This is a genomic window from Streptomyces sp. UF-297 (genome assembly GCF_058245575.1).
Genome location: NZ_JBSIBZ010000003.1, coordinates 180736 through 202391, shown reverse-complemented (window position 1 = coordinate 202391; position 21656 = coordinate 180736). Strand labels below are relative to the sequence as shown.

Genomic DNA, 21656 nt, shown 5'->3' with positions numbered 1-21656 from the left:
GTCCGCCAACGCCGCCTCCGCCGCCTCCGCCGCGGCGCGCTCGGCGGCCCGCCGGCCCGGCCGCGCTTTCGGCCGCTCCCCCTCGTACGCTCCGGCGAAGCGGGCGCCGCGCGGGGGTGCGGCAGCCACCTCGGGCGCAACGATGCCTTCGCTCCCCTGCACCGGGCTCCCCGCCGCCGGAACATCCTTCTCTGCGCCTGCCATCTCGTCATGGTGCGTCACATGACTGCCTGTTGGCGCTCCGCATGAGTCCTCGGCTGCCTCCAGGCCCGCGAATCGCGCCCCTCGAGGCCGCCGTGCGACCGCGGCGGCCTCGGCCTCGCCATCGAGTTCCGCCCGCGCCAACTCCGCCAGTCGCGCCTGGAGTTCACGCACTCGCAGGTCGGCGCGTGCGTAGTCGTCGCGCAGCCAGGCCAGCTCCTGCGTGCGGCGGTCCGCCTCCGGCGAGTCGGCGGACTCCCGCGCCGTGCGCTGGAGTTCGCGCAGCCGTACGGTCGCGTGCCGGCGCTCGCGCACCATGGCGCCGAGGCGGTCCAGGAGCGCGGCCCGGCCGCCGGGGCGGGAGTCGTGGTCGGCGGCGGCCGCCACCCGAAGGTGCCGCAGCCGGGCCTCCGTGTCCCGTACGGTGCGGTCGTCGCGCACGGCCGCGAGGTCCTGGAGGAGCGCGTCCACCACATCCCAGGGCGGGATGTCGCGACCCTCCAGGCAGGCGCGCAGCCCTTCGGGGTCACGGTGCGCGAAGACCCCGTACCAGCCGGCCGTCGCATCCAGCTCGCCCGCGAGCCCGCGCAGCGCGTACGCGAACTCGTCCACCGGGCCCCGTGGTTGAACCTCCGGCACGCCGTCGCCCTTCCTCGCTCGGTTCGCCCGCGGGCCGTACCCCGCGATCCGTGCACCCGCCCGCATTGGACCCCAGGGATGTTTCGGCGAGCGGCACCGGGGCGCTACGGGAAGTTTTCCGGGTCCGCACACGGCGGAGACGGGCGACGCGAAAGACAACGCTCAGGACGGCAGGAAGTACGGCAGGGAAACACGGCAGGGAAACACGGCAGGCTAACTTGCAAGTTTCCCTGTCGAAGTCCTACGGTAGATGTATGCCACATGAGACCGGCAAGCCCGATGAGGAACAGGAACGCCTGGCCAGAGACCTGAGCGTGGCCACAGCACTGCTGATGCGGCGGCTGAGAGCGGCCTCGCCGCAAGGCGAGCTGACCGCTTCGCAGCGCGGCGTGATCAGCCGTATCGACACCGAGGGCCCCGCGACCATCGCGGCGCTGGCCCGCGCCGAACTCGTCCGCCCGCAGTCCATGCGCATGACCATCGGCGTACTGGAGGAACAGGGCTTTCTGCGGCGCAGCCCGCATCCCACCGACGGCCGCCAGGTCGTCTTCTCGCTCACCGAAGAAGGCCGCAAGACCCTGGCGGAGGTACGGCGGTCCAAGAACAACTGGCTCGCCGTCGCCATCGCCGGACACCTCGACGCGAAGGAACAGCGCACCCTCACCGAGGCGACGGAGCTGTTGAAGCGGCTGGTGCGGGAGTGAGGGCGGGCGTCTCCTCCCGTACGGACGGCGGCATACCCGCCACCGCCGGAGAGGAACCGGGCTTCGGCGCCCGCCTGTTGACGCCGCTGCTGCTCGGCTCGCTGCTCAACCCCATCAACTCCACGATGATCGCCACCGCCCTGGTGGCGATCGGCCGGGACTTCCACGTCGGTGCCGCGGGCACCGCCTGGCTCGTCTCGGTGATGTACCTGGCCAGCGCCGTGGGCCAGCCCTGCATGGGACGGCTGGCCGACCGGCTGGGGCCGCGCCGGATCTTCCTGGCCGGTCTGGTGACGGTGCTGGCCGGCGGGCTGATCGGCGCCCTCGCCCCCTCCTTCGCCCTGCTGATCGTCTCGCGCGTCGTGCTGGGTATCGGCACCTCCGCGGCCTACCCCGCCGCCATGGCGATGCTGCGGGCCGAGTCGCAGCGGGTGGGCCGCCCCACCCCGCGGCGCGTCCTGGGACGTCTCTCACTGGCGGCCCTGGCCAGCGCCGCCGTGGGCCCCACGCTCGGCGGCCTGCTGGCGGCGACCACCGGCTGGCGCGGGGTCTTCGCCGTGAACGTGCCGCTCGCCCTGATCGGCCTGGGCTGCGCACTGGTCTGGCTGCCCGCCGACCGTCCGCGCGCCGAGCAGCCGCCGCACTCCCCTGCCCCCGCCACCTCCCTCGACCCGCTGGGCATCGCGCTGTTCACGGCGACGCTGACCACCGCGATGGTCTTCCTGCTGCGCCTGGACGCCCCGCAGTGGTACCTGCTGGCGCCGGCCGGTGTGCTGGCGGCCGTACTGGTGTGGTGGCAGCTGCGGCACCCGCAGCCGTTCATCGACCTGCGGATGCTGGCCCGCAACCGCGGTCTGGTGCGCACCTATCTGCGCCACGGCCTGGCGTATCTGCTCATCTACTGCGTCCTGTACGGGTTCAGCCAGTGGCTGGAGGAGGGGCACGGCTTCACCCCGTTCCAGTCCGGGCTGGTGATGCTGCCGATGTCGATTGCCGCCGCGGTGTGTTCGGTGGCCGGGGCGCGGGCCAAGGGCTTCCGCGCGCCGCTGACCGTCGCCGCGGTCTGCCTCGCCGTCGGCAGCGCGGTGTTCCTGCTGCTGGACGGCGGCTCGCCGCTGGCCGTACTCCTGCTGGCCGGTGCCCTGTTCGGCATCCCGCAGGGACTGTCCTCCACCGGCAACCAGGCCGCGGTCTACGCCCAGGCCCCGGCCGACGGCGTGGGCGCCGCCGCCGGGCTCCAGCGCACCGCGCAGTACCTCGGCGCGATCACCGCCTCCAGCCTGATCGGGCTGCTGTACGGGCAGCGGGCGAGCGACGGCGGGCTGCACCACATCGCGCTGGTGGGTGTCGTCCTCGGCGTGCTGCTGCTCGCGCTGACGCTGGCCGACCGCACACTGCGCGCCGCCCCCGACTGACCTCCTTCAGCCGACCTCCCTCGGCCGACCTTCGTCGACTGACCTTCCCTTCCCCGGAGTTCGGCCCGTTCGCCGACATCCGGCCGTCCGCACACCGCATGCCGCACGACTCATGCCTCATGCCTCATGCCGCACGCGTCCCCGTCACACCCCTCACAAGGAGAGAACCATGCCCGCCACCACCCTCGACCCCACCACCGCGCTGGTCCTGATCGACCTCCAAAAGGGCATCGTCGCGCTGCCCTCCGTCCACCCTGCCGCCGAGATCGTCGAGCGCGGTGCCCGGCTGGCCGCCGCCTTCCGCGAGCGCGGGCTGCCGGTCGTGCTGGTCAACGTCGCCGGCGGCGCTCCGGGCCGTACGGAGGCCGGGCTGCCCGGCGGCACCCGCCCCGAGGGCTGGGAGACGCTGGTGGCCGAACTCGACCGGCAGCCGGGCGACATCACCGTCACCAAGAAGCAGTGGGGCGCCTTCCACGGCACCGCGCTCGACCTGGAGCTGCGCCGGCGCGGTGTCACCCAGATCGTGCTGGCGGGCATCGCCACCAGCATCGGGGTGGAGTCCACCGCGCGCGCCGCGCACGAGCACGGCTACCACGTCACCGTCGCCACGGACGCGGTGACCGACATGGACGCCGACGCGCACCGCAACAGCCTGGAGAAGATCTTCCCGCGGCTGGGCGAGACCGACTCCACCGAGGCGATCATCAAGCTGCTGGGCTGAGGCGCGACCGGTCCACTCAGCGGTCCGGGCCGGTGGCCGGGGGTATCGCTCCCGGCCACCGCTCGCACCAGCGCAGTTCCTCCTCCAGGCGGGCGGCCAGCGAGATCAGCAGGGGCTCGCTGCCCGCCGGGCCGAGGAGTTGGGCGCCCAGCGGCAGCCCGGCCCGGTCGAAACCGGCGGGCACGCTGATGCCGGGCCAGCCCAGTACGTTCCACGGCCAGGCGTAGGGGCAGGCGGCGATCATGGCCATGTCCGTCTGCCAGCCGCTCATCCGCGCGAGCGTGCCCACCCTCGGCGGCGGAGTCGCGGTGGTGGGGGTGAGCAGGACGTCGTACGGGCCGAACAGCGCGCCGATCCTGCCGCGTTCGCGGGCCTCGGCGGCCCGGGCCAGGCGCAGTGCGCGCCCGCCCAGCAGCCGCCCGAACCGGGCCGCCTCGCGGGTGCGCCGGTCCAGCAGCCGGCGGTCGGGGACCCGGGACACCCATTCGCGCAGGCCCGCCGTGGCCCGCGGCACGAACGCCAGCCCGATGAGGCCGTAGTCCGGTTCGGCCTCCTCCACCAGATGCCCCTGGCCCGCCAGGGTGCGGGCCAGGGAGGTGACCGCGGCCCGCACGTCCGGGTGCAGGGACTTGGGGGTGAAGGTGCGCGCGGGCTTCCAGGACAGCGCGATACGCAGCCGCCCCGGATCGCGGCCGACGGCCTCCCGCGCCGAAATCGCCGGCGGGCGGTGCAGGTCGCCCTCGTGGTTGCCGCAGGCCGCGTCCAGCAGCAGCGCGGCGTCCTCGACCGTGCGGGCCAGCGGCCCGATGCCGGTGATGCCCTGGAAGGACTCGGGGTCCGGCCAGGTGGAGATGCGGCCGCGCTGCGGCTTGATGCCCACCAGGTGGGTCCAGGCGGCGGGGATGCGCACCGAGCCCGCGCCGTCCGTGCCCAGCGCCGCGGGCACCAGCCCGGCGGCGACCGCGGCCGCCGAGCCGCCCGAGGAGCCGCCGGGAGTGCGGTCCGGATTCCACGGATTACGGGTGTCGCCGAAGGCCGGGCCCTCGGTGAACGGCCACTGGCCCAGCTCGCAGGAGTTGGTCTTGCCGACGATGACCGCGCCCGCTGCCCGCAGCCGCCGCACCACCTCCGAGTCCTGTGACTTCGGCGGGAATTGGCCCTCGCAGCCGAAGGCCGTGGGCTCCCCCGCCACGTCCGTGTCGTCCTTCACCGCGACCGGCACGCCCAGCAGCGGCTGCCGCGCGCCGTCCGCCAGAGCGGCATCCGCCTTCTGTGCCTCCGCGAGCGCCGCCTCGGCGCGCACCAGCCGGAAGGCGTTGACGCTGTCCTGGGTCGCCTCGATACGCGCCAGGGAGCGCCGCACCAGCTCCACGGACGAGACCTCGCCCGCCCGCAGCGCCCGCGCCTGCCCGGCCAGTCCTTCCCACTCCCCGCCCGCGAACGTCCCCCTTGCGGATTCCCTGTTCGCGGATCCCCCGCTGTCGGCCGTGGCCACGATCCCCCCTTGCCTCAACCCTGCTCAACTGCCGGTTGTGCCAACAGTTCAGAACATTACCCGGGGGTACTGACAACGGCGCGTCAGCGGGTCACCGTCCGGACACGCCAGGACCCGACACCGCGCGGCAGGCCCCGCCCGCCCGTACCGCCCGGCGCCGTACCAGAAGCCCCGCCCGACCCGTACCGCCCGGCGCCGTACCAGAAGCCCCACCCGACCCGTACCGCCCGCCCCCGTGGCGAACCCCTCGTATCGCCCCCCGTCCCGCTCAGCCCCGCCCCGAAAGCTCCGCCCGCCCGCGCCGCAGCGCCAGCACCAGCGCCCCGTGCAGCGCCGCGTTCTCCCCCAGCGCGCCGGGCGCGATGGGCGGCGGCAGCGGCGCCTGTGCGGCGACGGCGGCGCGGACCGGCTCCACGAGGGCGGGTTCCAGGCCGATCGGGCCGCCCAGGACGACCAGTTCGGGGTCCACCACCGCGCAGACCGCCGCCACCGCCTCGCCGATGGTGCGGCCCACGCGGTCGATGACGGCCCGCGCCTCGGCGTCGCCCGCCGCGGCCCGCGCGAAGACCGCCCGGGCCGCGCCGACCGCGTCCACGCCCTCGCCGGGCCCGAAGCCCTCCTCGGCGACGGCCCTGGCCAGCGCGGGCCGGTCCGTCGCGCCGCCTGGGGTACGCCGCCCCGGGCTCAGATAGCCGATCTCACCGGCCACCCCGCGCGCGCCCCGGATCAGCTGGTCGTCGATGACCAGCCCCATGCCCAGCCCCGCGCCGATGTGCACGTACGCGAAGCTGGCACTCTCGCGGGCCGCGCCGCGCCACCGCTCGGCTACCGCCGCCAGATTGACGTCGTTCTCCACCAGGAGCGGCGCGGTGAAGAGGCCCTCCAGGGCGTCCCGCGGCTGGAACAGCCCCTCGGGGAACGGGCTTTCCTCCAGCGCGACGACATTGCCGCCGACCGGATCGACGGGGTTGGCCACCGAGACGCCGACCGCCAGCAGCCGCCGGTGCCCCGCGGTCCCCTGCTCCATGGCGCCCCGGACCAGCTCCCGCAGTTGTCCGGCGACGTGCTCGCGGTCGTGCGGGTGCGGCGGCGGGTGGGCGCTCTCCAGGAAGGGCTGTCCGAAGATGTCGGCGGCGCACAGCCGCAGTTCGGTGGAGTTGAGGTCGACGGCGATGACGAAGCCCGCGTCGGCGGCGACCCGGTAGTACGTACCGGCCCTGCCGGGGCGGCCGCGCTGTGTCCCCGCGGTGCGCAGCAGGCCCGCGCCCTCCAGGCGGCGGAAGGCCTCGGAGACGGTCGTCTTGGAGATGCCGGTGCGCTGGGCGACCTCGGCGCGGGTGATCGGCGCCTGCTCGAATACGGTGTCCAGCACGATCTGGTCGGTCAGTTCGCGCACCAGATTCATGCCGGGCAGCGCCCGCCGCCCGCGCCCTCCGGCGCCGCCCCTGCCGATCTCCATGGCACCCCTAGTCGCCCGTATTGGCCGCTGCTACTTTACGGAAGAGGGTTAGTAAGGGCTCCTTCCTTACCGGTGGGCGGGCCCTGCTGACGGACGGAGGTGCACGGCATGAGCACGGATCAGGCAGCGCATCCGCGGGCCGGCGAGCCGCCCGCCGACCTCGGCGCCGCCGTACGCGCCGCAAAAGCGGAACTGCGCGCGCAGTTGGGCGGCGCCGGACGGCTGGCGGAGATCTTCGCCGAGGTCGAGACCGAGATGCGGCGCGAGTCCGCCGCCGTCGCGGCCGCGCGCGAGCGGGGCGAGGAGGTGATCCCCGTGGTGCGGCAGCGCGACATCGAGGCCGGTACGGTCCCGCGGGCCACCCGCGAGGCGATCGCCCGGCGCGGCTGCGCCGTCGTGCGCCAGACCTTCCCGCGCGCCCTGGCCGAGCGCTGGGACGGCGAACTGGCCGGCTATCTGGAGCGCAACCGCTTCGAGGAGACCTACCGGGGCGCCGCCGACGACTTCTTCGGCACGCTCTCCTCCAGCCGCCCGCAGATCTTCCCCCTGTACTGGTCCGGGCCGCAGGTCCAGGCCCGCCAGGACGAGCGGATGGCCGCCGCCCGCGGCTTCCTGAACTCCCTTTGGCAGCACGCCTCCCAGGGCCGCGCCTGGTTCGACCCGGGCCGCGACATCGCCTACGCCGACCGGGTCCGCCGCCGCGAGCCGGGCGACTCCTCCTTCGGGCTGGGCGCGCACATCGACTCCGGCGCCGCCGAGCGCTGGCTGGACCCCGCCTACCGCAAGGTCTTCCGGCACGTCTTCGCCGGGGACTGGCGCGCGTACGACCCGTGGGACGCGGCCTGGCGCACCGAGGTCGAGGAGTACCCCTCCACCCAGCGGTGCAGCGTCTTCCGTACATTCCAGGGGTGGACCGCGCTGACGGACATGGAACCGACCGACGGCGTACTGCACTTGGTGCCCATCGCGCGGGCCGCCGTCTACCTGATGCTGCGCCCGCTGATGCCGGACGTGCCCGAGGACGAGCTGTGCGGGGTCTCGCTCGGCAAGGTGCTGCCGGTGACGGACACCTGGCACCCGGCGCTGGCCGCGGCCCATACCCCGATCCCGGCGATGGAGCCCGGCGACACGGTGTGGTGGCACACCGATCTGATCCACTCCGTCGCCGACGTCAACGGGACGACCCGCTGGGGCAACGTGATGTACATCGCCGCGGCGCCGCTGTGCGCGAAGAACGCCGCGTACGCCGAGCGCCAGAAGGAGGCGTTCCTGCGCGGCGGCAGCCCGCCCGACTTCGCCCCCGAGGACTACGAGAGCGACTACCGGGGCCGGGCCACCGCCGCCGACCTGACGGCGCTGGGGCGCCGTCAGATGGGCCTGGACGCCTGGTGAACTCGCCGAGGGTTAGCGCCCCTCGGGCCGTACGACCATCGCCGAGCCCCCGCCGCGCCGGACCTTCTCCGTCGCCGCCAGCCAGCGTCCGTCCGGCAGGCGCTGCACGCCGGTGGCGGCGCCGATCTCCGGGTTCTCCTTGAACACATGGCCCAGCGCCTCCAGCCGGGCGCGGACCGGGCTGGTGAACAGCCCCGGTTCGAGCTCGGTGGCGGCCGCGTTGCGCTGGCTGGCGCGCGGCGCGGCGATGGCGTCGACCAGTGGCATCTTGCGGTCCAGGTGGTTGACCAGGGTCTGCAGCACGGTCGTGATGATGGTCGCGCCGCCCGGCGACCCCAGGGCCAGCACCGGACGGCCGTCCTTGACCACGATGGTCGGCGACATCGAGGAGCGCGGCCGCTTGCCCGGACCCGGCAGGTTCGGGTCGTGCACGGCGGGGCTCGCGGGCGCGAAGGAGAAGTCGGTGAGCTCGTTGTTCAGCAGGAAGCCGCGGCCGGGGACGGTGATGCCGCTGCCGCCGGTCTGCTCCAGGGTGAGGGTGTAGGCGACGACATTGCCCCACTTGTCCGCGACGGTCAGGTGCGTGGTGTTCTCGCCCTCGTACGTCGTCGGCGCGGCCTTGCCGCCGCTGTCGCAGGCCCGCGGCTTGCGCGGGTCGCCGGGCGGGACGGGGCTGGTGAGCACCGCGTCGTCCTTGATCAGGCACTGCCGGGAGTCCGCGAAGCGCTGCGAGAGCAGGCCCTTGGTGGGCACGTCCTCGAAGGCCGGGTCGCCCACCCAGCGGCCCCGGTCGGCGAACGCGATCCGGCTCGCCTCGATGTAGCGGTGCAGATACTCCTTCTCGCCCAGGCGCGAAAGGTCGCTGCGCTCAAGGATGTTGAGGGCCTCGGCGACGGTGGTGCCGCCGGAGCCGGACGGCGCCATGCCGTACACGTCCAGGCCGCGGTAGCCGATGCGGGTGGGTGCCTGGCGGCGCACCTCGTAGGCCCGCAGGTCCTTGGCGGTCATGTCACCCGGCCGCACTTTGCGCCCGGCGCCGGGCCGTACCGGCGGGGTGCGGACGGTGCGCACGACGTCCCGGCCGAGGCGCCCGTTGTAGAGCTCGCGCACGCCCCGCTCGCCCAACTCCTTGTACGTACGGGCCAGATCGGGGTTCTTCAAGCGCGAGCCGACCTCGGGGAGCTTTCCGCCGGGCAGGAAGAGGGCGGCGGTGTCGGGGAAGTCCCTGAAGCGCGCCTCGTTGAGCGCGGTCTGGCTGCGGAAGGTGGCGTCGACCGTGAAGCCGTCCTTGGCGATCTTCTCGGCGGGCCGCAGCACCTGCGCCAGCGAGCGGCTGCCCCACTTCTTCAACGCGAGGTCCCAGGTGGCGGGGGTGCCGGGGGTGCCGACGCCGAGCCCGCTGGTGACGGCCTGGTCGAAGGGGATGGGCTTGCCGTCCTCCAGGAAGAGGTCCTTGCCCGCGCTGCGCGGCGCGGTCTCGCGGCCGTCCAGGGTCTGCACAGTACGGGACTTGGCGTCGTAGCGGACGAAGTAGCCGCCGCCTCCGATGCCCGCCGAGTAGGGCTCGGTGACGCCGAGCGCGGCCGCGGTGGCGATGGCCGCGTCCACGGCGTTGCCGCCCTTGCGCAGCACTTCGATCCCGGCGGCGGACGCGTCCGGGTCCACACTGGCCACCGCCCCGCCGTGGCCCACCGCGACCGGGGTCTTGGCGGGGGTGCGGTCGGGCGCCGCGGGCCGGTCGGGCGCGGCGGCGGCCCCCAGCGAGCCGGTCAGCGCGGCGGCCACCGCCAGGGCGGGCAGGCCGCGGGCGGGGAATCTGCGGGCGGTACGGCCCCGTACGGGACCTGGTGCAAGGCGGCCTGAAGCGTTCGTCATCCGGGACATCCCTCCAACGCGGGCGCGGGCGGCAGCGGCCGGAGCCTACTCGGGGGACCGCTCTCAGGACAGGGGGTCACGCGGGGCATAGGGGGTGTGAGCCGCATGCCGTACGGACCCGGACAAGCCATCCCAGCGCCCGCCCCCGGCCTCGAACACACAACCGGGCGCGGCTACGCTCGCCGCCCATGAACGACACCCTGACGCTTCTGATCGCGGTGGTCGCCGCCCTGCTCGTGGGCCTGGCGGGCGGCTGGGCGGCGCAGTCCGCCGCGGCCCGCCGCAAGCCCGCCCGCGAGCAGAGCTTCTTCGGCCTGCCGGACGGCTCGGAGTGCGTGCTGGTCACCCACCGGGACAGCGCGGCGGCGCACTGGAGCATCCCGCGCCATGACGCGCTGGCGCTGCTCGGGCTCGCCGCGGTGATCGAGAACTGCGGCGCGCACGCGGAGGTCGCGCCGCACGACACCGGGCTGCAGGGGTTCGGCGCCCGGACCGAGTTCTGCGTCGGCGACCCGACGGCGCACCGCCGCCTGGCGGCCCATATGGCCAATCTGCTGCCGGGCGTCGCGGTGCACCCCGGTGACGAACTGGGCCTGGGGCGCGGCTCGTTCACCGTCGGCGGCTCCACCTATCACGTGGAGCCCGGCGCGGTGGAGTACGTGCTGCTGGCCCGGCTCACCGCAGGGGAGAGCGGCCGGCCGGTCTTCCTGGCGGCCGGGCAGCGGCCGGTCACCCACCGCGCGGCCGTGCGCCACCTGGTGCGCAACCGGGCCCGGCTGGCCCGCAGGTACGGCGCGGACGGACAGTTCTGCCTGCTGCTGAAGGTCGTCAACTCCCAGGCGTACGGCCCCGACGTGGTCGAGGTCGTCGCCGACGTCAGCAAGGCGGCGCTGGCCGCGCCCGAGCCGAAGGGGCACCGCGCCGCCGCGTAAGCGCTCCGCTGGATATGCGCTGGATATGCGGCGAGTCGCCTGCGGGTGCGTCGCGGCTGTTCGCGCAGTCCCCCGCGCCCCTTTGGGGTGCGGGGAACCTCACCGGACTGCGGCGAGGCGGCTTCGAGCCCACATCGGCGGCCCGGCGCCCCTGCCCTCACGCCTGGCCCGGGCGCTCGCGCAGGTCGGCCAGGTCCTCCTCGGTGGGGGCGTCGTCCTGTGTCAGCCCGCGCCGCCAGTAGCCGGTGAACTCCACCGCCTTCTTGTCCAGCCCGCGCTCCTGTACGAGGTGCCGGCGCAGGGCGCGTACACAGCCCGCCTCACCGGCGAGCCAGGCGTGCGCCTCACCCGGCGGGAAGGGGAGTTCGCGTACGGCGCGCAGCAGGCCCTCGCCGCGCCCGGCGGGCGCCCCGTCGCGGTGCAGCCAGTGCACGGTGAGCTCGGCGCCGCTGGTCAGCGGCTGTTCCTCCGCGGCGTCCTCGACCTCGACGCAGGCCACCGCGCGGGTCTGGGCGGGCAGCGCCTCCAGCAGGGTGGCGATGGCCGGCAGCGCGGTCTCGTCGCCGGCCAGCAGCAGCCACTGGGCCGGGGCCCGCGGCCTGGCGTACTCCGCCGAGGGGCCGTACCGGCCCAGGACGTCACCGGGCCGGGCCGAGCGCGCCCAGCGGGTCGCCGGGCCGTCCGCCGCCGCGGCCCCCTCCCCCTCGCCCGCCCGGCGTGCGTTCTCGTGCAGGACGAAGTCGACGGTGATCAGGCCGCGCTCGGGGTCGCGGGCGCGCACCGTATAGCTGCGCATCCAGGGCCGCTCGTCCTCGGGGATGGCGAGAAAGGCCTGGTACCAGCGCATCGCGTCGCCGTCGGGGTCCTGCGCGGGGAGCCGGGGCTCGCGCTGCCCCGGCCGGGGGAAGCACAGCTTGAGCTGCTGGTCGGGCCAGGAGGGCAGGGTGTCCAGGCCCTCGCCGTGGAAGGTGATCCGGGCCGTCCGCGGGGTGATCCGCCGGACGTCGGTGACCTGCATGAGCGCGACGGGTGATGCCGCCATCGAATCCTCCAGGAGGGAGTCGGCCGGGAGACGGGACGATCGGGAGTCGATCAGGAGTCGGTCGGGTGTCGGTCGGGTGCCAGGAAGACGGGACGATCGGGTGCCGGGAGACAGGACGATCGGGTGGCAGCGGGCAGGCGGTACGGGTCCGGTCGGGCCGAAAGGGCGGATCGGACACAAAAGACCCAAAGCGGCGGCGCAGGGGCCGCCTTCACTGATAACCTTAGGCCGTAAAGAGATGCCATCGCAATATTGGTTTATGGCGTAAGGGGATGCCTGTGGTCGTATTTGCCGGACAGGGCGACGCGCGCCGTTCGATGGAGCTGCTGTGGCGCGCCGCGGGGTCCGGGACCGCCCGGACCGGTCCGGGGCCCAAGCCCAAGCTGAGCGTGGACGCGATCGTCGACGCGGCGGTGGCCGTCGCGGACGAGCAGGGGATGGCGGCGCTGTCCATGCGCGCGGTCGGCGAGCGGCTGGGGCGTACGGCCATGGCGCTCTACACCCACGTCCCCAGCAAGAGCGAGCTGGTGGACCTCATGTACGACCAGGTGCTGGCCGAACTCCCCGCCGATTACGACCTGGCGGCGGGCTGGCGCCGTGCCGTGCTGACCTGGGCCGACGCGATGTGGGACTTCTACCTGCGCCACCCCTGGGTGCTCCAGGTCTCCCAGGCCCGCCCGGTCCTGGGACCCAACGAGTACACCTCCCTGGAGGCGCTGGTGCGCATCCTGCGCGGGACCGGGCTGCCGCCGGGGGTGCTGCGGCGCGTGGTGGGCACCCTGTTCCACTTCGTCGGCGGGGCCACCCGTACGGTCGCGGAGTCCCGGCAGGCGGCGGCGAGCACCGGGGTGTCGGACGAGGAGTGGTGGTTCACCCGCTCCCCCGTGGTGGAGGAGGTGGCACCGGACTTCGCCGAGCGCTTCCCCGCGCTCCTGTGGCTGGAGAGCCAGGGCGCGACCCCGGTACCCGAGGGCGATGCCACCCCGTACCTGGAACGGGAGGGCAGACTCACCTTCGAGGCGGGGCTGGCGGTGATCCTGGACGGGATCGAGGCGGCGATGGCGCGGGAGCCGGGCGTGCGGGAAGCAGGCGCGCGGGAAGCAGGCATGCGGGAGCCGGGCGCGCGGGAAACGGGCGCGCGCGAGGGCGCCGGCGGGAAAATCGGAGGCTGATCGACCGCGGTCCGATGTACGGTCGCGGCGCGGGCAGGGCACCGGGCCGGTACCGCGGAGAGGCGGAGAGCACCCCATGACGCACGCCGTTCACCAGGAGCCCGACACCACGCCCCGGCACGAGAGTTGGAGCGCTCCGGGCGTCGTGGTGATCACCGGGATCCAGGCGGCGGGCAAGTCCACCGTGGCCCAGGCCCTCGCCGAGCGGCTGGCGCGCTCGGTGCATCTGCGGGGCGACATCTTCCGCCGCATGGTCGTCGGCGGCCGGGCCGAGATGACGCCCGACGCCGGCCGGGACGCCGTCGCCCAGCTGCGGCTGCGCCACCGCCTCACCGCCGAGTGCGCCGACCGGTACGCCGCCGACGGATTCACCGTCATCACCCAGGACGTCCTGCTGGGCGAGCACCTCACCGAGTTCACCGCGCAGGTACGCACCCGCCCGCTCGCCGTGGTCGTACTGACCCCGGACCCCGCGGCGGTCGAGGTACGCGAGGCCGAGCGCGCCAAGTCCGCCTACGGGCCCGCGTGGACGGTGGCGGACCTGGACGCGGTGCTGCACCGCGACACCCCGCGCATCGGGCTGTGGCTGGACACCTCCCGTCAGACGGTCCAGGAGACGGTGCAGGAGATCCTGGACCGCGCCTGGCAAGAGGGCACCGTCACCTGACATCGGGCCGTAACGCTACGGCGGCCACCTTCCGGAACGGCCCGCCCGCACGCCTCGGCCACGATGGCCGGATTCACCCCTGCGGACCGCGCCAACGAGGGCGCGCAGGAAGCGAATTGACGGACCGCCAGCATCCGGGGGCGGGATACGGGCCGGAGCCGACCGCCACGGACGGGCACCGGCGCGCGGCGTGTCCGGGAACCCCCTTGCGCCGCCGGAGGGGCGGGACCACTGTCAATGGGCCACACCACTGCGCGGCGGCGCGGCCGACCGCGTGGCGCAAAGACGACCGCCGCCACCGGGCGCGTCCGGCTGCACCCGATGGCGGCTGCACGCCGGGGCGAGGCTCCTCTCCTCGCCGTCCGGCGCGGTTCCGCCCTTCCCAGGGCCCGGGGGCGCGGGAGTGCCCCGGGACGGCCGAACTGGGAAGGGCGGACCGGATCAGTAGGGCGCCGCAGACGCCACGAACCTGCCCATCCCCCTCCGTGCACCATGACCCAAGGGGCCCCTGACGGGATCTCAGGGACTGGGAGATCCGGCTCCACGGCCGTGGCCGCGGTTCCTGCGGACGCACTGTCCGATGTCGCGATCTGGAGCGTAAGTCGTCAGGGGCGGACGCGGACAGACCGATTCCGGACACACGCCGTACACCACTGGTCACACGTCGTGGTAGGCGTGTGCGGCGAGCGGCCGCCGGATACGACGGATTCCTTGTGATTCGAAACTCTTCTCCGGGGCCGCACCCACCATCGCCGGGGCGAAATGCCCTGCTTTGTAACGGTGACCTGGTGGCCGGACCACCATCCGGGCCCGCAACCAGGTGCCAGGCACACCTCGCCGCACTGGGCGCCTTACGGCCAAAGTTGAGAGACGGACGGAGGCAACTGCCCAGCCATCGAAGGGAGTTGGATGCGCTTCGTGCATGCCCGTAGACCCGCGCACCGCCGCTTCTCTTCCGGTCCGGCCCTCCGGCCCCGACCCGTACATTCCTCCACACTTCGGCGACTGCCCACTCCCCGATCCGCGCAACGCCGGCCGGTTCACACACGGGGATCGCGAAGGGACCACTATGTCTGAGGTAGTTATCGTCGGCGGTGGCATCACTGGCCTGGCCACGGCCTTGAGCGTTGCCCGGCACGGCCATCACGTCACCGTCCTGGAGCGCGCCGAGCGCTTCTCCGAGATCGGCGCCGGCATTCAGATCGCGCCGAACGGACTGCACGCCCTGGACCTCCTCGGAGTGGGCAAGGAGGTCCGTGCGCGGGCCGTCCCCATGGACGAGCTGCGGTTCATGGACGCCGTCACCAGCGAGCACGTGATGAGCATGACGCTCACCGAGGCCTACCAGCAGCGCTTCGGCAACCCCTATGTCGTGGTGCACCGCGACGAGTTGCACACCCAGCTGCTGGAGGCCTGCCGCGCGGCGGACAACATCACGCTGCACGCCGAGTCCGCCGCCACCGGCTACGAGCAGGAGGAGGGGCGCGCCACGGTCGTCCTGGCCGACGGCAAGCGCTTCAGCGGTGACGCGGTCATCGGCGCCGACGGCATCAACTCCGCGATCCGCGGCCAGCTGATCGACGACGGCGCGCCGCGTGTGCTGGGGCTGACCGTCTACCGCTCGCAGGTCATCCCGATGGACCAGGTGCCGCAGGATCTGCGGATGACCAAGTCGGTGGCGTGGTGGGCCGGTCCCGGCTGGCACCTCGTGCAGTACCCGATCTCCGGCGGCAAGTACCTGAACCTGGCCGCCAGCAGCCACAACGGGGTGGCGGACCCCATCGAGGGCGTGCCGGTCAGCCAGGAGCACCTGCGCAAGGAGTTCTCCGGCATGGGCGCGGACGCCAGCCGCCTCATGGAGCTGGGCTCCCACTGGAAGGCCTGGGCGCTGGTGGACCGGGACCCGGCTCCTCAGTGGGCGGACGGGCGGGTCGTGCTCGCGGGGGACGCGGCGCACCCGATGCTGCACTACGCGGCCCAGGGCGCCTGCCAGGGGCTGGAGGACGCCGTGGTCCTGGGCGACCTGCTGGACTGCGCGTCCGACGAGATGGTCCAGCGGCTGGAGAAGTTCACCGCGCAGCGGCGCGACCGCACCGCCGCGGTCCAGCTCACCGCTCGCGAGAGCATCCGGCTGTGGCACCCGGCGGGCGCGGCGGCCGAGGCCCGCAACGCGCTGCTGACCTCCCTGGACCAGTCCGTCCTGCATGACTACGTGGCATGGATGCACGGCGAGCGCCAGTTCGCGTCCATGACCACCTCCGTGGGGGCCTTCGCGGGGGCGTGACACACGCCTGACCCTCCGACCGCAGGCCCCACCGCGAAAGGCCGGCTGCCCCCTCAGCCGGCCTTTCGCGGCACCCACCCCGCGCACCCGCCGCCCACACCAAGCCGGGCCGCCCCCGCCTCAACTCCCCGTACGCCACCGAGCCTTCGCCACTCCCCTCCCATCCAACGGAGCCGTCGCCACCCGCACTTCCACCGCCCCCTACCGCCACCGGCCACTCACCGTCGCGGCAGAAGACATTCACACGGCACGACCGCCCCCTCCCTCCGCAGCACCCGGCCACCACAGGGAACACGACCGCACCCCGGCCACCGGAGGCGTACACCGGCAGCCCCCCTCTTCCACCGCCCCGGCGCCCGGCCGTCGCGAGGAACACGACCGCACCACCCGACCACCGCGACCGTACGCAGACCACGCCCCCATCCGCCGCATCGGCGCCCGGCCACCGCGGCGAGGCTCCGACGGCATCACAGACCGCTCGGCCCAGCGGGAGAGAATTACGCGGCACGACCACCCCTTCCACCGCCCCGCCGCAACACCCGGTCACCGCAGGGAACACGACTACACCACCCGGCCACCGGGACCGGGACCGTACGAAGCCCGCGCCCCTTCTTCCGCCGCATCGGCGCCCGGCCACAGCGGCGAGGGTCCGACGGCATCGGCCGCTCCCCCACCGACCGCGGCAGCGGCGCGGTGCCGAACGGGCCGCCCCACGCGGCCGGTTGAGCCACCGGCCACGGCAGGCGGCGGGCGGCAGGCGGCAGGCGTGCATACGCGAGCGTGGGAGCGGACGGCCGCGCCGTGGCAGCGGGAGGGGGTCCCGCTGCCACGGCGCGGCAGTGCTGTGCTGTGTGATGGGGCGGCGCAGGGGCGCCGGGCGGTCAGCGGTCCGTGGCGGGGACCAGGTCCGGGGCGTCCTTGGCGGGGGCGCCGGACGCCGCGCGGCGGGACGGGGCGTTGGGGCGCTTGGCGGCGGTCGCCGAGAGGAGCGTCAGCACGACCAGGCCCGCCGCGATCCACAGGGAGGCGGCCGTGGAGAGGCTGTCGACGGCGACGCCGCCGATCAGCGCGCCCAGCGCGATGGACAGGTTGAACATGGCCACGAACAGCGAGGTCGCCGCCTCCGGCGCCTTGGGCGCGGCCTGCAGGATCCAGGTCTGCAGCGTCACGGACACCCCGCCGTAGGCCAGGCCCCACACGACCAGCAGGATCACGCCCGCCGCCGTACTGCCCTGGACGAGCGCCAGCAGCACCACGGCCACGGTCAGCGCCGCGGTGATGGCCATGACGGTACGGCGGGCGTCGCGCGAAGCCTTCGACCCGGCGAGGAAGTTGCCCACGATGCCGGCCGCGCCGTAGATCAGCAGCAGGGTGCCGATCCAGCTCCCGTCGATGCCGGAGATGTCCTGCAGGACCGGCCGGACGAAGGTGTACGCGGTGAAGTGCCCGGTGATGAGCAGGAAGGTGATCAGTACCCCGGTGCGTACGCCGCCGTTGGCGCCCAGCAGCCGGGGCAGTTCGGGGAACCGTACCGTCGTGGTGGCCGGCAGCTTGGGCAGCAGCACCACGAGCGCCACCAGCGACAGCAGCCCCAGCGCGCCGACCGCGGCGAACGCGGGCCGCCAGCCGCTGAGATCGCCGATGAGGGTGCCGATGGGCACGCCCAGGACGGAGGCGGTGGACACCCCGCCGAAGATGACCGCGGTGGCCTTGCCGACCTTCTCCTGGGGCACCAGCCGCAGCGCCAGCCCGCCGGCGATCGCCCAGAATCCGCCGACGGCCACGCCGATCAGGAGCCGGGCGATCAGCACGGTGGTGAAGTTCGCGGCGATCGCGGAGACCAGGTTGGCCGCGCCGACCAGGGCGACCAGCACGCACAGCACCACGCGCCGGTCGATCCGCCCGGCGGCCACGGTGATCAGCGGCGCCGAGATGGCCGCGACCAGGCCGGGTACGGTCACCATCAGCCCGGCCACGCCCTCGGAGACGTCGAGCGCCTCACCCACGGGCGTGAGCAGTCCGACGGGCAGCAGCTCGGACGTCATCAGGCAGAAGATGCCCAGGGCCACGGCCAGTACGGCCGCCCAGCCCTTCTTCGTCGCTCGGGGGGAACGGGCCGTGCCGTCCTGCACTGTGGACATCCAACATGACCTTTCTCGCGGGTGCCCCGGTGGACACGGGGGCGTTCAGGGGGACGTCCGCCGCTGGAACTCCACCAGCCGGCGGGCGAGTTCGACGCGCTGGACCGTCATCGCGGCCGTACGGGGAAGGGCGGCCAGCGGGGTGCGCAGGGGCTCGGCCATCGCGGGGAGGGCCCGGACCGCGGCGCGGCGGCGGTCCGGCCAAGCGCCGTACCGCGGTGGAGCCCGTGCGGCCGGGCGGATGTCCGCAGCATCGCACCTCCCAAGCGGCGCTTTCCCGTGGCGCGGCCGCCCCTCGCCGGGGCGCGGCGGCCTGATTCGTGGCGCGGATGTCCACCCTCCGATCCTGTGGCGTGGCTCACCGCGAGCCAATGCAGCCCGGCACACTCCGTCAACTCGCCCCGGCCACCTGCTGAAATCGGTGTGCGGCGCGCCCCGCGCCGGCGTCCCATAGGGGCATGAACGGCCGCGAACTCTCCCGATCCTTCTACGAACGCTCCGTGGCCCCGCCCCTGGCCGGTGTCGAGCACAGCGCCGCGCTGCTGGGCGACGGCTCGGAGGTGCTGGGCCTGGACGACGAGGTCTCCACCGACCACGACTTCGGCCCGCGGGTCCAGGTGTTCTTGACCCGCGCCCAGGACGCGGACCGGGCCCGCGCGGCCCTCAAGGAGGTGCCGGGGCAGGCCGAAGTGACCTCCGCCGCGGCCTTCTTCACCGAGCGCATCGGCACGGACCCGGCCGGCGGCATGGGCCTGGCGGACTGGCTGCTCACCCCCACCCAGCGGCTGGCCACGCTCACCGCGGGCCCGGTCTTCCACGACCCTTCCGGCCAACTTGCGCTCAGGCAGAGCGCGTTGAGCTGGTATCCGGACGACATCTGGCGCTACGCACTGGCCGCCGCCTGGCTCCGCGTGGAGCAGGAGGAGGCGTTCGTGGGGCGTACGGGCGCGGTGGGCGACGATCTGGGCAGCGCGGTGCTGGCGGCCCGGGTGGCGCGGGACCTGATGCGGCTGGCCTTCCTGGTCGAGCGCCGCTGGGCCCCGTACGGGAAGTGGCTGGGCACGGCGTTCGCGCGGCTGCCCGTCGCCCGGCGGGCCGGACCGGCGCTGCGCACGGCCCTGCGCGCGCACGACTGGCGCCTCCGCGAGGCCGCCCTGTGCGCCGCCGCCGGCGAACTGGCCCTGGCCACCAATGACTTGGGTCTGGCCGAGGAGGTCGACCCGTCCCCGCGGCAGTTCCACGAGCGCGACATCCGGGTCACGGACGGGGCGCGCTTCACCACCGCGCTGCTCGCCCGGATCACCGATCCGCCGCTACGCGCCCTCATCGAGCGGCTCGGGAGGCGGCAGAGCGGCCCGGTGGCCCGGCTCCCCGGCACCGTCGACCAGGCCGTGGACAGCACCGACGCCCTGGCCCACCCCGCCCGCTGCCGGGCAGCGGGCCCGGTCCTGGGCCTGTGAGCCTCCGTACGCCCGCCCTTCACACCCCTGTGCCCCCGCCGTCTCAGCCGAATGTCAGCGGGGTCGGGCACTCTGGAGTCGTCGGTCAGGGAGAGGTACCCGAAGCGGCCCAACGGGGTCCGGGCGCCCGCGTCCGGTCGGGTCCTCGCGGCCCTCGCAGGTTCGAATCCTGCCCTCTCCGCTCGCGCTCCGCGGCGGCCTGCACACCGCCGCCCCGGAGCGCGCAGCCAGCCCCTTAAAGTGGCATCTGAGATGCCAATTAGATACGGTGAAGGGGTGCGACTGACCAAGAGCACCGACATCGCGCTGCGGATCGCCATGCGCCTGGCGGTACTGGACGAGACGGGCGAGGCCCCGACCACCCGCGAGGTGGCCGCCGCGGTCCAGGTTCCCTATACGCACGCCGCGAAGGTCGTCAGCAGACTCCAGCACCTGGGCATCGTCGAGGCGCGGCGCGGCCGCGGCGGTGGTCTGCACCTGACCGCGGCGGGCCGCACCGGCTCGCTCGGCCGTCTGGTCAGGGAGCTGGAAGGGGCCGGCGACGTGGTCGGCTGCGAGGACGACCCGCCCTGCCCGCTGCGCGCGGCCTGCCGGCTGCGCGGCGCACTGCGCGAGGCCCAGGAGGCGTTCTTCGCCACGCTGGACCCCATCACCGTCGACGACCTCGTCGGCTCCCCCACCGGGCCCCTTCTCCTGACCCTCACCGCCCGCCCCACGGACTAGAGAAGCCGCGCCACAAAAGTGACAAACATGCCCGCCCGCAGTCGCTCACCCACGCCCGCAAATGCGAATCTCATATGCAAGTTTGGCTGCCGCCGCCCCGAACCCCCACAGGAGTCACTGATGCTGTCCTCGAAGTCCGCCGCAACCGTCCGGGCCACGCTGCCCGCCGTCGGAGCCGCGATCGGCGAGATCACCCCGCTCTTCTACGGAAAGCTGTTCGCCGCCCACCCCGAGCTGGAGCGCGACCTGTTCAACCGCGGCAACCAGGCCAACGGCTCCCAGCAGCGGGCCCTGGCGGGCTCCATCGCCGTCTTCGCCTCGCACCTGGTCCAGCACCCCGACGCCCGGCCCGACGCGATGCTGGAGCGCATCGCCCACAAGCACGCCTCGCTCGGCATCCGCCCCGACCAGTACACGATCGTGCACAAGTACCTCTTCGAGGCCATCGCCGAGGTGCTCGGCGAGGCGGTCACCGAGGAGGTCGCCGCCGCCTGGGACGAGGTCTACTGGCTGATGGCGAACGCGCTGATCGCCATCGAGGCCCGGCTGTACGCGCGCAGCGGCGTCCCGGACGGCGACGTCTGGCGCGAGTACCGCGTCGTCGGCCGCTTCCAGGAGACCGACGACGTGGCGACGTACTTCGTGCACCCCCTCGACGGCGCCCCGCTGCCGCCCGCCCGGCCCGGCCAGTACGTCTCCGTCCAGGTCGAACTCCCCGACGGCGCACAGCAGATACGCCAGTACAGCCTCTCCGGAACCCCCGAGCGCGGCCTGCAGTTCTCCGTCAAGCGGGTCAGCGGCGAGGCGGCCGGCACCCCGGCGGGCGCGGTCTCCAACCACCTGCACGACACCGTGCACGGCGGCGAGACACTGCGGATCAGCGCCCCGTTCGGCGATGTGGTGCTGGACGACGGCGACGGGCCGCTGCTGCTGGCCTCCGCCGGCATCGGCTGCACCCCCATGATCGGCATGCTCGCCCACCTCGCCGCCACCGGCTCCACCCGCCACATCATCGCCGCGCACGCCGACCGCGCCCCGCACACCCACGCCTTCCGCACCCACCTCCAGCAGCTCACCGGCAAGCTCCTGCACGCCACCTCGCACGTCTGGTACGAGCACCCCGGCGCGTCCGGCGTCGAGGGGGCCGCGGACCGTACGGGCCTGATGGACCTCACCCGCGTGTCCGTACCGGCCGGCACCACCGCCTACCTCTGCGGCCCGCTCCCCTTCATGAAGGCGGCGCGCACCCAGCTGCTGGAGGCCGGAGTGGCACCGGCGGACATCCACTACGAGGTGTTCGGGCCGGACCTGGGGCTCTGAGGGGGCGACGAGGA

Annotated in this window: 16 protein-coding genes, 1 tRNA gene and 1 pseudogene; 12 read left to right on the top strand and 6 right to left on the bottom strand. The window is 73.9% G+C overall.

Translation table 11 applies throughout. The features are described 5' to 3' along the window. A pseudogene (locus tag AC4IJH_RS03845) lies at positions 1-840 on the bottom strand (hypothetical protein); the annotation flags it as partial. 254 nt (positions 841-1094) lie between these two features. Between AC4IJH_RS03845 and AC4IJH_RS03840 the strand changes: the two are divergent. The 3 genes from AC4IJH_RS03840 (at position 1095) to AC4IJH_RS03830 (ending at position 3680) form a co-directional block, all read left to right on the top strand. Beyond that, the gene (locus AC4IJH_RS03840; RefSeq protein ID WP_490850030.1) at positions 1095-1544 is read left to right on the top strand and encodes a MarR family winged helix-turn-helix transcriptional regulator; all 450 of its coding nucleotides are present in this window, start codon (positions 1095-1097) and stop codon (positions 1542-1544) included. Further along, positions 1541-2959, top strand: a complete 1419-nt coding sequence (locus AC4IJH_RS03835) for an MFS transporter (protein WP_490850029.1) — start codon at positions 1541-1543, stop codon at positions 2957-2959. The genes AC4IJH_RS03840 and AC4IJH_RS03835 overlap by 4 nt, the downstream gene beginning before the upstream one ends. Before the next feature lie 169 nt (positions 2960-3128). Beyond that, positions 3129-3680 carry an isochorismatase family protein gene (locus tag AC4IJH_RS03830; protein ID WP_490850028.1) on the top strand — a complete coding sequence of 184 codons (552 nt, stop codon included), beginning with the start codon at positions 3129-3131 and terminating at the stop codon, positions 3678-3680. Between the two features lie 16 nt (positions 3681-3696). Here the strand turns inward: AC4IJH_RS03830 and AC4IJH_RS03825 are convergent, their stop codons facing one another. Next, positions 3697-5097: an amidase gene (locus AC4IJH_RS03825; protein ID WP_490850046.1), complete on the bottom strand. Its 1401-nt coding sequence runs from the start codon at positions 5095-5097 to the stop codon at positions 3697-3699. Positions 5098-5443: 346 nt separating this feature from the next. Further along, positions 5444-6634: an ROK family protein gene (locus tag AC4IJH_RS03820; RefSeq protein WP_490850027.1), complete on the bottom strand. Its 1191-nt coding sequence runs from the start codon at positions 6632-6634 to the stop codon at positions 5444-5446. Between the two features lie 108 nt (positions 6635-6742). On the opposite strand from AC4IJH_RS03820, the gene AC4IJH_RS03815 reads away from it, so the two are divergent. Beyond that, positions 6743-8026 (top strand): YbiU family protein, encoded by a 1284-nt coding sequence (locus AC4IJH_RS03815; protein WP_490850026.1) that lies wholly within the window; start codon positions 6743-6745, stop codon positions 8024-8026. Positions 8027-8038: 12 nt separating this feature from the next. Here the strand turns inward: AC4IJH_RS03815 and ggt are convergent, their stop codons facing one another. Then, complete coding sequence (ggt, locus tag AC4IJH_RS03810) at positions 8039-9901, bottom strand: gamma-glutamyltransferase (RefSeq protein ID WP_490850025.1); 1863 nt, start codon at positions 9899-9901, stop codon at positions 8039-8041. Between the two features lie 188 nt (positions 9902-10089). Between ggt and AC4IJH_RS03805 the strand changes: the two genes are divergently transcribed. Then, positions 10090-10833 carry a hypothetical protein gene (locus AC4IJH_RS03805; RefSeq protein WP_490850024.1) on the top strand — a complete coding sequence of 248 codons (744 nt, stop codon included), beginning with the start codon at positions 10090-10092 and terminating at the stop codon, positions 10831-10833. A 157-nt stretch (positions 10834-10990) separates the two neighbouring features. Here AC4IJH_RS03805 and AC4IJH_RS03800 read toward each other — a convergent pair whose 3' ends face one another. Further along, positions 10991-11875 (bottom strand): siderophore-interacting protein, encoded by an 885-nt coding sequence (locus tag AC4IJH_RS03800; protein WP_490850023.1) that lies wholly within the window; start codon positions 11873-11875, stop codon positions 10991-10993. A gap of 278 nt (positions 11876-12153) precedes the next feature. Between AC4IJH_RS03800 and AC4IJH_RS03795 the strand changes: the two genes are divergently transcribed. From AC4IJH_RS03795 to AC4IJH_RS03785, 3 genes are all read left to right on the top strand, one after another. Next, positions 12154-13047, top strand: a complete 894-nt coding sequence (locus AC4IJH_RS03795; protein ID WP_490850022.1) for a TetR/AcrR family transcriptional regulator C-terminal domain-containing protein — start codon at positions 12154-12156, stop codon at positions 13045-13047. Between the two features lie 76 nt (positions 13048-13123). Continuing rightward, positions 13124-13714, top strand: coding sequence for an AAA family ATPase (locus AC4IJH_RS03790; protein WP_490850021.1), 591 nt, complete (start codon positions 13124-13126; stop codon positions 13712-13714). Positions 13715-14636: 922 nt separating this feature from the next. Continuing rightward, the gene (locus AC4IJH_RS03785) at positions 14637-15998 is read left to right on the top strand and encodes an FAD-dependent oxidoreductase (protein ID WP_490850020.1); all 1362 of its coding nucleotides are present in this window, start codon (positions 14637-14639) and stop codon (positions 15996-15998) included. Positions 15999-16879: 881 nt separating this feature from the next. Here AC4IJH_RS03785 and AC4IJH_RS03780 read toward each other — a convergent pair. Beyond that, a complete protein-coding gene (locus AC4IJH_RS03780; RefSeq protein ID WP_490850019.1) occupies positions 16880-18139 on the bottom strand; it encodes an MFS transporter in 1260 nt (419 codons plus the stop codon). A gap of 458 nt (positions 18140-18597) precedes the next feature. On the opposite strand from AC4IJH_RS03780, the gene AC4IJH_RS03775 reads away from it, so the two are divergent. From AC4IJH_RS03775 to AC4IJH_RS03760, 4 genes are all read left to right on the top strand, one after another. Further along, positions 18598-19599 carry a DUF4037 domain-containing protein gene (locus AC4IJH_RS03775; RefSeq protein WP_490850018.1) on the top strand — a complete coding sequence of 334 codons (1002 nt, stop codon included), beginning with the start codon at positions 18598-18600 and terminating at the stop codon, positions 19597-19599. Between the two features lie 89 nt (positions 19600-19688). Continuing rightward, positions 19689-19780 (top strand) — tRNA-OTHER (locus tag AC4IJH_RS03770). A gap of 95 nt (positions 19781-19875) precedes the next feature. Beyond that, complete coding sequence (locus tag AC4IJH_RS03765) at positions 19876-20322, top strand: RrF2 family transcriptional regulator (protein WP_490850017.1); 447 nt, start codon at positions 19876-19878, stop codon at positions 20320-20322. 120 nt (positions 20323-20442) lie between these two features. Next, positions 20443-21642, top strand: a complete 1200-nt coding sequence (locus AC4IJH_RS03760; RefSeq protein WP_490850016.1) for a globin domain-containing protein — start codon at positions 20443-20445, stop codon at positions 21640-21642. The last annotated feature ends 14 nt before the right edge of the window (positions 21643-21656 follow it).